Annotated in this window: 13 protein-coding genes; 11 read left to right on the plus strand and 2 right to left on the minus strand. The window is 60.8% G+C overall.

Features of this window, described 5'->3' with window-relative positions; all coding sequences use genetic code 11:
* The first annotated feature begins 240 nt into the window (after window positions 1-240).
* From BLQ01_RS07740 to BLQ01_RS07765, 6 genes are read left to right on the plus strand one after another with little or no spacing between them, the layout of a single operon-like run.
* Entirely contained in the window at window positions 241-1,434 is a 1,194-nt protein-coding gene (locus BLQ01_RS07740) for a DNA cytosine methyltransferase (protein ID WP_091550935.1), read from the plus strand.
* Window positions 1,431-1,973, plus strand: coding sequence for a very short patch repair endonuclease (locus BLQ01_RS22860; RefSeq protein WP_091550937.1), 543 nt, complete (start codon window positions 1,431-1,433; stop codon window positions 1,971-1,973). The genes BLQ01_RS07740 and BLQ01_RS22860 overlap by 4 nt, the downstream gene beginning before the upstream one ends.
* Before the next feature lie 33 nt (window positions 1,974-2,006).
* Window positions 2,007-4,304 (plus strand): ATP-binding protein, encoded by a 2,298-nt coding sequence (locus tag BLQ01_RS07750; RefSeq protein ID WP_217638355.1) that lies wholly within the window; start codon window positions 2,007-2,009, stop codon window positions 4,302-4,304.
* A complete protein-coding gene (locus BLQ01_RS07755; RefSeq protein ID WP_091550941.1) occupies window positions 4,301-5,977 on the plus strand; it encodes a DEAD/DEAH box helicase in 1,677 nt (558 codons plus the stop codon). Before BLQ01_RS07750 ends, BLQ01_RS07755 begins: the two co-directional genes overlap by 4 nt.
* Window positions 5,977-6,552, plus strand: coding sequence for a hypothetical protein (locus BLQ01_RS07760; protein WP_091550943.1), 576 nt, complete (start codon window positions 5,977-5,979; stop codon window positions 6,550-6,552). Before BLQ01_RS07755 ends, BLQ01_RS07760 begins: the two co-directional genes overlap by 1 nt.
* A gap of 6 nt (window positions 6,553-6,558) precedes the next feature.
* The gene (locus BLQ01_RS07765; protein ID WP_091550944.1) at window positions 6,559-7,911 is read left to right on the plus strand and encodes a sigma factor-like helix-turn-helix DNA-binding protein; all 1,353 of its coding nucleotides are present in this window, start codon (window positions 6,559-6,561) and stop codon (window positions 7,909-7,911) included.
* 592 nt (window positions 7,912-8,503) lie between these two features.
* On the opposite strand, the gene BLQ01_RS07770 is transcribed toward BLQ01_RS07765, so the two are convergent.
* Window positions 8,504-9,445: an EamA family transporter gene (locus BLQ01_RS07770; RefSeq protein ID WP_091550946.1), complete on the minus strand. Its 942-nt coding sequence runs from the start codon at window positions 9,443-9,445 to the stop codon at window positions 8,504-8,506.
* A gap of 87 nt (window positions 9,446-9,532) precedes the next feature.
* On the opposite strand from BLQ01_RS07770, the gene BLQ01_RS07775 reads away from it, so the two are divergent.
* Both BLQ01_RS07775 and BLQ01_RS07780 read left to right on the plus strand, forming a co-directional pair.
* Entirely contained in the window at window positions 9,533-10,036 is a 504-nt protein-coding gene (locus tag BLQ01_RS07775) for a MarR family winged helix-turn-helix transcriptional regulator (protein ID WP_091550948.1), read from the plus strand.
* Window positions 10,037-10,067: 31 nt separating this feature from the next.
* Window positions 10,068-10,658 carry a hypothetical protein gene (locus BLQ01_RS07780; protein WP_091550949.1) on the plus strand — a complete coding sequence of 197 codons (591 nt, stop codon included), beginning with the start codon at window positions 10,068-10,070 and terminating at the stop codon, window positions 10,656-10,658.
* A 42-nt stretch (window positions 10,659-10,700) separates the two neighbouring features.
* On the opposite strand, the gene BLQ01_RS07785 is transcribed toward BLQ01_RS07780, so the two are convergent.
* A complete protein-coding gene (locus BLQ01_RS07785) occupies window positions 10,701-10,895 on the minus strand; it encodes a hypothetical protein (RefSeq protein ID WP_091550951.1) in 195 nt (64 codons plus the stop codon).
* Window positions 10,896-11,030: 135 nt separating this feature from the next.
* Between BLQ01_RS07785 and BLQ01_RS22075 the strand changes: the two genes are divergently transcribed.
* The 3 genes from BLQ01_RS22075 to BLQ01_RS07800 all read left to right on the plus strand — a co-directional run bounded on the left by BLQ01_RS22075 (window position 11,031) and on the right by BLQ01_RS07800 (window position 12,183).
* Window positions 11,031-11,309 carry a hypothetical protein gene (locus BLQ01_RS22075; protein ID WP_139183452.1) on the plus strand — a complete coding sequence of 93 codons (279 nt, stop codon included), beginning with the start codon at window positions 11,031-11,033 and terminating at the stop codon, window positions 11,307-11,309.
* Between the two features lie 156 nt (window positions 11,310-11,465).
* Entirely contained in the window at window positions 11,466-11,783 is a 318-nt protein-coding gene (locus BLQ01_RS07795) for an ArsR/SmtB family transcription factor (RefSeq protein ID WP_091550954.1), read from the plus strand.
* Window positions 11,776-12,183 (plus strand): SRPBCC family protein, encoded by a 408-nt coding sequence (locus BLQ01_RS07800; protein WP_091550956.1) that lies wholly within the window; start codon window positions 11,776-11,778, stop codon window positions 12,181-12,183. Before BLQ01_RS07795 ends, BLQ01_RS07800 begins: the two co-directional genes overlap by 8 nt.
* Window positions 12,184-12,274: the final 91 nt, after the last annotated feature.

Consider the following 12,274-nt stretch of genomic DNA (forward strand, 5'->3'; position numbering starts at 1 on the left):
GACGCTGGGTGCCTCTGCTGTCAGACTTTTGATACTCGCGCAGCTATCGAAGGCAAACAGCGGCATTACGTTGGATCGGTCCCGAGCCCACTTAGGAAATCGTGCGAACCATCCCCCTGACGACTGAGCAACGTCGGCCTGAGCAAGTTGAAGGTACCAAGGAGTTCTGCGTAGATCACCAGCTCTGTAGGTAGGCGATTCACTTCAAGTTTCGCGGGCCACTTGAGGTAAAGTCGCGGTATGTCCGACTTCGCCCCAATGCCTACTTCCGGGGGCGTCGGTACGTCCATCGAGCTGTTCTCTGGTGGCGGTGGGCTTGCCATGGCGTTACACGCCGCAGGATTCCGCCACCTTCTTGTCAACGAGTCAAACAAGCGCGCGTGCGCGACCCTCCGCGCAAACCGGGCCATCGACTTCGTGCCAGATGAGGCTCCGCCCGCGACGCTGTCGGATGCCTGGCCACTGGTCGAGGGGAAAGTTCAGGACGTCGATTTCGCTCCCTTTGCTGGCGAAGTTGACGTTGTTGCCGGTGGTGTGCCCTGCCAGCCATTCAGTCTCGGTGGAGCCCACAAGGGGCATCTCGATGAGCGGAATCTGTGGCCAGAGTTCAATCGGTGTGTTCGTGAAACTCGGCCACTAGTAATAGTGGCAGAGAACGTCCGCGGTTTGTTGCGGCCGTCATTCGAGCCCTATTGGGACTACATTCGTCGGGAGCTGGCGGCACCGTTCGAGCAACGGGTCGAGGGAGAGGCATGGGTCGACCACGACCGTCGGCTGGTCAAGGCATTGCGGTCGGAAGGCCATGACACCGAGCGGTATGACATCGCCTTTCAACTCGTCAACGCGGCGGACTACGGCGTGCCGCAGAATAGACTCCGTGTGCTTCTAGTCGGCTTCCGGAAAGACTTGAACGTCTCGTGGAAGTTTCCCGATCCGACGCATAGCGCGGGTGCACTTCTGCGGTCACAGTTAAGCGGTGAGTACGCCCAACGGCATCCGAACGCGCCGATCAAGGAACATCCTGGCGTCATCCCTCCAGAAGACGGTTTAAAGCCATGGCGCACGTTGCGCGACGCGATCAGCGATCTGCCGGAACCGATCGAGCGCCAGGAGACCCCTGGCTACATCCATCACATAGGCTGGCCAGGCGCCCGCGAATATCCGGGGCATACACCGAATCTGTTGGATAAGCCAGCAAAGACCGTCAAAGCAGGCGTCCATGGCGTGCCCGGTGGCGAATCCGTTCTACGTAGGGATGATGGCAGCATCCGCTACCTAACAGTGCGCGAGGTAGCTCGAATTATGACCTTCCCTGATGACTGGAGGCTTGAAGGTCCTCGGGGCGAGCAGATGCGCCAGCTCGGAAATGCCGTCCCGGTATTGCTCGGCTCCGTGCTCGGCGGAGCGATCGCGGAAGCGTTGGCTAGGCGATGACGCCAAGACGGACCGCAGCTGCGGAATCGGTAGCGCGAACAACGCGGGATCCCGCCGTGACACGTCGAATCATGGGTGCTGTCCACTCTAAGAACACAAAGCCGGAACTCCTTTTGCGCCGGGCATTGCACGCCCAAGGCGGCCGGTTCCGTGTACATGCGCGAGACGTAATAGGCTGTCCCGACATTGTCGTTCGTACACGCAAAGTTGCGGTGTTTGTCGATGGCGATATGTGGCATGGTAATCCTGCGGAGTGGAAGCGCCGCGGTCGGGACAGTCTGGCGGACCTGTTTCCCAATCGCACTGAATGGTGGGTGCGCAAGATCGAGAACAACGTCCGGCGAGACCGCGAGGTTGACCGCGCGTTGACCGAGAGTGGATGGCTCGTAATGCGACTCTGGGCCAGCGACATCCTTGCTGACCCTGATGGCACGGCTCGCCAGGTACTTCAAACGCTTCACCGCTCCGAACAAGAACCTCATCCTCACCGCTCTGACCATTCCGATCCGACAACGAACGTGAAAGCGACGGACAGCTAGATGGACATAACCCCCTCCCCTCGGATCTTGCGCATGCTCGGCCAGATCGAGTTCGACGAGTGGCAGTGCATCGCTGAGTTCGCCGATAACGCGTTTGACGACTTCACGGAGATCCTCGATTCCGGTCAGAGCTGGCCAGGCGGATTCAAGGTGAGTGTGACGCTCCCCGGGCCAGGCGCCGGGCTTTCGGGCGCCGAAGTGGTCGTGCGAGACACCGGCCGCGGCATGACCCGTGAAACCCTCGAGCAGGCAGTCAAAGCCGGCTGGTCGAGCAACGACCGCTTCGACAAGCTGGGCCTGTTCGGGATGGGCTTCAACGTCAGTACGGCCCGCTTGGGTCGCCGCACGCGCGTTCTGACGACGCGACAGGGTGACCCGGAATGGATCGGGGTTGAGATCGATCTTGACGAGCTCGGCGCCGACTTCGAGGCTCCGGACATCACCGAGCCCAAGGACGATCCAAGCGATCACGGAACGAAAATCATCGTCAGTAACATGAATCGCGATCGGGCTGAATGGCTGCAACGGAACGCGGAGAACCTACGCACAACGCTCGGCAGGGTCTACGGCTGGCTGCTCGACAATCGTCCGTTCGAACTCTGGGTGCAGGGCAACAGAGTGAAGCCGCGACGGGCATGCCGTTGGGGCGAAGATCGATCCATCATTTACGGCAGTGGCGCCAGTTCAGAGAAAATTCCGGCTTACATCGAGATCGATCAAACGTTCCAGCCCGCCGATGCTTGTGAGCTCTGCGGCAACTGGCAGAACCCGGGCAAGGAAGCCTGCGACCAGTGCGGCAGTGATCAACTGCGCGAACGCGAGCGTCGACTGCACGGCTGGCTTGGCGTGCAACGGCATCTCGCCCGCCGTGATTTCGGCATCGACTTCCTGCGCAACGGTCGCAAGATCCTCCAATACGACAAGAGCCTGTTCAACTGGCGAAACCCGAACGACCCCACCGGGGCGGTCGAAGTCGAGTACCCCATTGAACTTGCCAATCAAGGTGGCCGACTTATCGGCGAGATCCACCTGGACTACGTCCCGGTTCACTATGACAAAACGGCGTTTGAGTACAGCGACCGCGCATGGCGCGCTGCCGTTGACTATCTGCGCGGGGAGGCGCCACTGCAGCCGGAGAAAGCCAAGAATGCCGGATACGCCCCGAACGCCTCGCCACTCGCTCGCCTATACAAGGGCTACCGCCGCAATGCCGCCGGCATCCGCTGCCTTATCCCTGGTGACGGGTCACGCCCCCTTCACGAAGAGACCCGGCAGTGGGCACAAAAATTCTGGGCCGGTGACCCTGAGTACCAGACAGATCAGAAGTGGTGGGATCAAGTTCAAGCCCACGAGCAGCGACTCACCGAGGCCAAACTCGCGAAGGCGACGGGTGGTGTTAAGGACGATGCCGATGAAGCGGCGGTGCTTGCGGCGCTTGGTGTCGTACCGGGCCCGGACGAAGACGCCGAGACTTCAGCGACGAGCCCTGATCCCGCACCAGCACCTCCAAAGACTGAAACTGTCCAGGAACGACTCACGCGGTACACCATCGCTGGCGTCCTCGTGCCAGAGCTGACACGCGATTTCGGTCTCCCTGAGCTTGGCCAGATGAAGGTTGAGTCGCGCGCCGTGAGCGAGGCAATCATGGACTCAGAGGGCAACCCAACGCCCGTGTGGCTCGCTCAGGGCCCCGGCGGGACCGCAACCGCGCTTATCGATGTGACCCACGATGCATTCACGAAGCTCGGAATTGAACCGGCGGAACTACTGCTCGCCGAGGTCACGGCGGCGTTGAAAGTCAAGGCGGACAGCCACCTGAGCCATTCCCAGATCGCATCGCGCCTTCGTGCAGCCTGCATGCCAGACACTGCAGTCGATCCCCAGGTCATCCGCGCGCAAGCCAGCGAATTGCTGGCAGAGGTGCGCCAGCGCATGGCGGACAACGTCGCCTCGGATCCGCAGCGGGCGCTGGGCTTCCTAGACCCTGACGAGCAGACGGCGACCGAGAATGCTTTGATTGCAGATGGCGCCGACAAGCTCACGGCGACGCTTGGCGGCAGCGGCCAGTTCATCCTCTACGCGCCACCGTTGTACCTTGTGAAACTACTGGAGAGTTGGCCGGAAGCCTTCATGGAAGGCAAAGTCTTCTCAGGCGCCTACCAAACTCTCACGTCAGCCTCTTCGCGTCGACTGAGCCTCGCGCGAATTGTCGGCTATTTGAACGACATCGCAACGCTGTTGACCTTCCAGTCCCCGAACGTCGCGCAGCTTCGGCGCACACGATTGAGCGTCGAACTGTTGCAGCGCGAACTGGCATCGGATCAGTCATGAACGGATTCCTGTCGCCTGAATCACTTCTTGCAGGCGGGCCGCGGGGCCTGACCCATGCCACTGAAAGGGCGCTTTGGCACCTCGGCTTCACTGACGTCCGTCTCATCGACGGAGCGAACGACGAGGGAGCTGACATCCTCGCCGTTCGTGACCGCCAACAGTGGGTGATGCAGTGCAAGTACTCGAGCCGAGGGGCGATCGACCGCACCGGCGTGGATGACGCCGAGCGTGCTCGCTCACGGTACGCTGCCGACCACGCTGTGGTGGTGACAAACAGCCGGCTCAACGCCACAGCGGAGGCCCGCCGGAAGGCACTCGGCAGGATCGGCATTCGAATCGACGCGTGGACGGGGCCGACACTGGAGCAGATATTCGCCCAGATGCCCGGTCGTGTGCCGACGACCTACACGCTTCGCTCATACCAGGAGACTGCCGCCGATCGCGTCGAGGCCGATCTCGATGCCAATGCCCGATCCCTTCTGGTGCTCGCTACAGGGCTCGGCAAGACTGTCGTCGGCGGCGAAGTCATCCGGAGACATCTTGAAAAGAATCCGGGAACACGGGTCCTTGTTGTCGCCCACATGAAGGAACTCGTAGAACAGCTAGAGAAGGCGCTTTGGCGCCACCTCGACAAGTCAGTGCCCACCCAAGTGCTCACGGGTGACCTAAAGCCAACGTCCTACGAAGGTGTCACCGTCGCTACGGTGGACTCGGCCCTAGGGCTGATTCGGACGGATTGGCGGCCCAGTCTGATCATGATCGACGAGACACACCATGTTGGGGAGACAGGAATGTTCGCGAAGTTGCTGGACACCTGCGCCGATGCCAAGCAGTTCGGTGTTACGGCGACGCCGTGGCGTGGAGACAAGTTTGATATCACCGCACGGTTCGGTCAGCCGTGCTTTAGTATGGGCATCGCCGAGGGTATGGCGGCCGGCTACCTAGCCAAGGTCGATTACCGCATGTACGTCGACAACTTGGACTGGGACTTCGTGCGGCACATCAGCGAGCACGGCTACTCGATCAAGGAACTCAACCGAGCCCTTTTTCTGCCGCAGCGTGACGAAGAAATCGTTGATCAGTTCCGCGAAGCCTGGCGTGACATCGCTGATCCACGCGCCATCGTGTTCTGCCAGACGATGGAGCACGCGGAGCGTATGGCTACGCTTCTGGCTGGTGCAGACCAGAGTTGGCGCCGGGCCGCATTCCTACACAGCGGCGTGCCGCCTCAACAGCGCCAGGTGCTTCTCAATGCCTTTAGGCTGGGTCGTGTGCCGATTATCACGTGCGTCGATGTTTTCAACGAAGGTGTCGACGTCCCCGATGTGAATCTCATCGCCTTCCTGCGCGTAACGCATAGTCGGCGGATCTTCGTACAGCAGCTAGGTCGGGGCCTCCGGCTCCGCGACGGCAAGGAACGCTTAAAGGTCCTCGATTTCGTTACGGATGTCCGTCGCATCGCGGCCGGCCTCGATCTCAAGCGTTCGCTGGCGGCGATTCGTGGCGGGGACATCGAGGAACTGGATCTACCGCTCGGGGCTGACTCCCGCATCAGCTTCAACGACGAGACCGCTGGTTCCTTACTCGACTACTGGATCAAGGACGCCGCAGACTTAGAAACTGCCGCTGACGAGGTGCGGCTCCAGTTCCCTAACGCCGTTGGGCTCGACTGATGCGCATTCCAAAGGAGATTGAGCGAAAGGTCGTGTGCAAGCTCTATGCCGAGGCTAAGGAGCTTGACTGGGCAATGCTGACACCGCAACAACACTCCGCTCAGTACGCAAAGTGGGTTGCCGACGCGGAGGTCGGCGGGAGGCTTAGAGAGTACTTGTCTGACCCCGAGACTCGTGTGTGGATCAAAGACGGACCGATGAAGGAATGGAGTCGCTCCCTCAGCGGCGTCGGCAAGTACGCCGACTTGGTCGAAGATGCTGACGACGTTCCCTCGAAGCTGGTGCGCAAGGCGCTGGGCACGGATTGGGAGAGCGATCGCTCAACCATCCGTACCAAGCCGCTTCGGATCCTCGCGCGCAGGGGAGAAGACGAGACTGTTGTAACTTGGGCTGCCGCCAAGGATCTGAAACACCTCATTTGGGCGGCGCTCACGGCTGATGCCGAAGGGGACGCGCGCCTCTGGGTCGTGTGTGTGGTCGAGACTTTCACCAGGCCAACGCCTGCTAACGAGCGCAACGCCCACCTTCGGCTCGCCAAGCGGTGCGGCCTGCGACTAATCCACGTCACCCTCTAACCCGCAATGCACGAGACCCCTGAGAGCGATCGCGAGCTGGGCAATCTGGGACCACACTCCCCAGGATTCGGCGGAAACTGGCTGGACGCTGCATGGGAGTCCCTTTCTGAGAGGAATCGGGAGATTCTTACTTGGAGGGCGCGTCGAGAGACGCTCAACGCGATCGGCACCGAGTTTGGTTTGACACGCGAGCGTATCCGGCAAATCGAATCCCAAGGCGCAAAGCTGCTTGTTAGAGCACAGGAGATCTTCGACCCTAATCTCCCTATAAAGATTCTCGAGTACCTCGGTGATCAATCGGCGGTGCCTGATGACGTAATCGCCGCTCTGTTGGGCACTCGTGCCCCGGCCGCCGCGACGATCCTGCTCAAGCAGCTCGGCGTTCAGCCACCCGTCGTCCGTTCGGGGCCGCTAATCGGATATTGGAGTGCCAATCCCAAAGCGCTCGATGCGCAGCTCAAGGCACTCACGGAACGCTTTCCGCTTTCCAATGAAGAGTTTGGGCAAACAGCGCACGCATTAAATATCCCCCCGGCCGCGCCATTGGGCGTCATCTTGGAAAAGGATTATCGTGCGGAGCTCACTGAACTAGGTTGGGTTCGCGCCAACCGAGGCGCTCGAGATCGCGCCTACCTTTGGCTGCGACAACAGGGTGAACCGCGCACGGTCCTTGAAATCGCAAACGTCGCTGGTGCGTCGGAACACGCGACACGGGAGACCATGCGACGCGATGAGGCTTTCGCGCAGGTTCGACCCGAAGGAACCTGGGCGCTGACGGACTGGCGGGTCCAAGGAGCGGATCAGCGGTACGCAAACGCGGTTGACGTTCTGGTCGAGGTTCTTAGGGATTTGGGCCCACTTGACTACGCCGAGCTCCGCGCAGAGATCCAAAAGCGCTATCCCGTCGGCGAGTGGCGCGTCGCACAGTGTCTTTCGAGCAACCTAATCGGAAGAAATGCTGCCGGGTTGTACGACTTGGCGGAGCGCGGCGCTGAACCGATCGAAGACGCCGAACCTCAACGGCCCAAGCATATCCAGGCCAGCGGAAACGTGGTCGGCGTTGAGGTCCCCGTGACCCACGACGTGTTACGCGGCAGCGGTATTCCCGTGAATCGATGGCTGACCTGGTACCTCGGCCTCCGCACAGCCCCCTCCACTCGGTACTTCGCACTGGGAAATGGAGACGACGAGCTGTCGGTTCGACGAATGACGAGCAACTCGCAGCTATCAAGCTTGCGGGCGCAGGCACTTTCCCTAGGCGTCGCCGAAGGCTGCACACTCGTTCTGCTCCTGCGTCTTGACAGCAACACCGCGTCGCTCCGGCACGCGTGCACTCCAGAGCTCTGCCCGGCACGTTGATGCTTGCCCGTCCACAGCTGCTGCAGCCGTACTGGCTGGACACTCGTACCCACGGAAGGCATAACTTCTTCTGGCGTCCACCAGCCACTGCTAAAGCATTCGCGTCACTCAACGCTGTTGCGCAAAGAATCGTAAACGTCACCGATCCCAAACAGCCGATGACCCCACGCGTCACCCGCCACAGGCAGCTTCTTCTAGGAAAGCGGCGCCACAGCCTCCTCAACCACCCTCCAGCCCTCCGCAATCTTCGCCATCAGCGCCGACAAATTACTGTTCATAAGGCCGCCGACCGGACCCGCAGCCAATCCGCCAACCACCCCGCGTCTCCTTCCCCTACCGACAGGACCGCTCTTGAGCCTCAGAAAACGCCTACATAGCCAGCCTCGGCGGTTTATGGACGCACATACCTTTGACGGAAGTTAGACCTCTTGGCCAGCTCCAATCCCGGTCTACCGCTAGCCGATGAATGCCAGTTCCCGGATACAGCTCAGGGACAGAAACGACGCAACACCGCACGCGCGCTTCAGCGATGCATGTCAATTGATCATCCTTCCACCGCGACTATGGGACAAGTATCAGAACAGCACCCCTTTCAGCTAAGCGCTTCCGTCTTCGCCGACAGCCGCCGGCCCGCACTCGCCCCCGGCCGCTGGACCAAACCCACAGCCCCCAGCACCAACACCGCACCCACCAACTGCCACCCCGACAACGCCTCCCCCAGGAACACGAACCCCAGCACCGTCGCCACCAGCGGGCTCAGGAATCCCAGGAACGACACCACCATCGTCGGCAGCCGATGAATTCCCCGGAACCACACCGCGTAGGCAGCCAACGCACCAATCACGCTCAGATAAGCAAACCCCGCCAGATTAGGTCCAGTAACCGCCCCCGGCAACCCTTCAACCACCAACGTCACCGGCAGCAGCATGACCCCACCCATCGCTAACTGCAGGCCAGTAAACCCAAGCAGCCCCACGCCGTCGGGCCTTCCCCAGCGTTTGGTGAGAACTATGCCGGCCGCCATACTCAGCGCCGCCGCCATCCCGGCGAGCACACCCACAAGAGTCAACGTCGCGTCGGATCGAAGGACGAGCAAGCCGACACCCGCGGCTCCCACCCCGCAGGCAATGATGTGCGCCTTGCGGATCCTCTCCCCCAGCAACAGCACGCCAAGGAAAAGCACAAACAGTGGCTGGATGGACATGACCAGCGCTGCGAGCCCACCCGGCAGTTGGTACGCGGTGAAGAACAGGAGAAAGAAGAACAGCCCAATGTTGAGCGCGCCCAGCGCCGCCGCTTTGAACCACCAACTCCCCCGCGGCCACGTTCGAGTGACCAGCATCAGCACAATACCCGCCGGCAGGGCCCGCACGGTTGCGGCCAGGAGCGGCCGATCGGCGGGGAGGAACTCCGTGGTCACCAGATAGGTGGAACCCCAAACCATCGGGGCAAGGGCGGTGATGAAGAGGTCGCGAGGGGATGCTTTGGACGTACCAACTCCCTCCCTGCTGGCAACCGCTGCAGATGAACTCATCTTTCACTTCCATACATTTCGATGTCGAACTATTTGATGTAAGACAATTTAGGTGCTGTACTGTTTGAGGTCAAGCATGGGAGGACGATGAACCGCGACGCAGTGGACATGATTCTTGAGCAGTGGAACACCGAGCGACCCGACGTGGACGTCAGCTCCATGGGCGTTCTGGGCCGGCTCAACAGGGCGAGTCGCCTCGCCTCGCTCGAGGTCCAGAAGTTCATGAACCAGTTCGGGCTTGAGCCCTGGGAGTTCGACGTCCTGGCGACGCTTCGCCGGTCAGCGGCCGAGGCGCCGCTGACGCCGGGACGACTTGCCAGCCTCACGATGATCGGTTCGGCGGCCATGACCAACCGCGTAGACCGACTTGTAAATCGCGGCCTGGTTCATCGCGAGACCAACCCAGAGAACCGCCGGCAACTCCTCATCAGCCTCACCCCCGAAGGGCTCGCCCTGGTGGATGACGTGGTGGAGCACCACGTCGAGAACCAACAAAAAATGCTCGAAGGCCTCTCCAAGACCGAGCAAACACACCTGGCAAACCTGCTGCGCAAGTTCCTGCTGACAAACCACGACGGCGAACCCTCCTAAGCGGGTCGTGTCACCCATGCGAGGATGAGGCGTGGACACTTCCTCTGAGCAGCTGGCGATCGCGATCGGAAAAGCGCTGGGCGGCGGACAAGCAAGCGCCTACACCGGCACCTCGTATTGCCAGAGCGGCAACCATCAGATGAGTTATGCCATCTCGGTGCACCCCAGGGTTTTCATGTGGACCGCTAAGGAACTGCCGGACGGGCGCACCCGAACCTTCGACACCCGAAGACTGATCATCCAGACCGACGGAGTAGATGATCCTTACGGCCTCTCGATTGACCGCATCCCGTTCTCATTTCCTGAAGCTGTACACCTCTCGTTCCCGCTCTCCCTACCCATCTGGGGTCGGCAACTGGACGACTACCACCCTGTCACGTGTGAAGTTAACGGCTCGGACACAACCCTCCTGCTAAGACACCGAGTAGACCGGACAATCTTCGGGTCCTTCACCTTCGACAGTGAAAGCGGCATTGCGAGAACCCTGTTCACGCCGACGACGGCACTAAAACTGGAGCGCGATCTTCCTCCGGAGAACGGAGAACACGACTTCGGGTTCGTGGCCGGCTTCGGTGACCCCGATCTGCAGAATCGCCTTCGCCCCGACGAAAACACCCATTAACAAAGTAATGGCCCGCGGACATCAGTCCACAGGCCATCTGGGTCATTCAAGCTCGCTGGACTCCTGGATGGATTCCGTACGCTTGCTCCGGCGCAACACATAAACGCCGTAGCACCCGAACCCCAGCATGAGTACAGCAGCACCGGCACGCCACCACGAGAATGGTTGCCCCGTCGCGAAGATGACGGCCATGACGAAGAACATCACAACTTGCAGTGGATGTGGGATGGCTTTCATCGCTTGCTCCTCCAGATAAGGCGCCCGCCCCTGGTGAGTTCTCGAAACACTATGAGGGCCGCGACAACGCTGAGCAGAGGCGTCAACACGAAACTCATCGGGTATCCCCTCAGAAGCAACGCCACGGTCGTCGCCGTGACGGAACATACACTGAGTCTGGCCATACGCGCCTCGCCGACGCGAAATGGTACCCAGCGCCATTCTCTGAAGGACACGGCTGCAGCCAAGATGCACGCCATCAACGCCGCGCCCACGAGGAAGGTCTTCGGCTCAGGCATCAGCCCCACGCACGTTATGCCCGCCCCCAAGATCAACGACAAGTACAAAGAGTACCGCTTGGTCACCTCCGAGCTTGCCGGCATACAGCCTCCCCTAACCCAAATTGCCGAGACACAAACAGTCTGGGCCCGCTAAACACCCTCTAGGTGGCGGAAACCCCGAAACTAGGTGCTGTTTCAGCGAAATTAGGTGCTCAAAAGCCCCAAAATGAGTGGCCGCCAAGAGCGCCTAGGTGCCGCTCACTCCAACAAGAACTTGTCATTTCGGAAATTTCCGACATATCATCGAGGCGTGCCCATCGACGTCTTCGGAGCCCTAGCGAACCCTTCGCGCCGCACCATCCTCGACAACCTCCTCACCGGCCCCCTCCCGGCCGGAGAACTGACGGGACGTCTGGAACTGAGCCGCTCATCGGCGTCGGAACATCTGACCGTCCTCAAAGAGGCAGGCCTGATCCGTGAGGAACGGAAAGGCCGGCAGCGGATTTACCACCTCGAAGCCCGTGGACTCCAAGAGGTCAATGGGTGGCTGAAAAACTACGAACAATATTGGAACCAGCGCCTCGATGCCCTGGCCGATCTACTGGATGAGGAAAACACCCATGACTGAGAACGCAATCCGCCTGGAACGCACCTTCTCGCACCCTAAGGACGCAGTGTGGGCGGCCCTGACCACGCCCGAACTCCTCGCACGATGGTGGGCAGCGGGCGACATCGCATCCGTTGTGGGCCACCGTTTCACCATGGACATGGACCGCTGGGGCCAGCAACAATGCGAAGTCATCAGCGTCGAGCCCGGAACTTCCATCACGTTCCTCTTCGCCGAGGGCAGCCTGGACACCACCATCACCTGGACTCTTGAAACGGTCGACGGCGGGACCACACTTCACTTCGAACACGCCGGCTTCAACCTGGACTCACCCATGGGACGGCAAGCCATCGAGGGCATGGGCAACGGATGGCCCGGCCTCCTCAACCGCATCGATCACGTCCTGGCAAGCGTCAGCTAAGGCCCGCCGCAAGAACAACCCGCCCGCACTTACCCCTAACAAAAGGCACCCAGCAGGACTATGCTCCGTTGCATCGCGTGATGACGATGTT

The organism is Arthrobacter sp. UNCCL28, assembly GCF_900102805.1.
Taxonomy (GTDB): Bacteria; Actinomycetota; Actinomycetes; order Actinomycetales; family Micrococcaceae; genus Arthrobacter; species Arthrobacter nicotinovorans_A.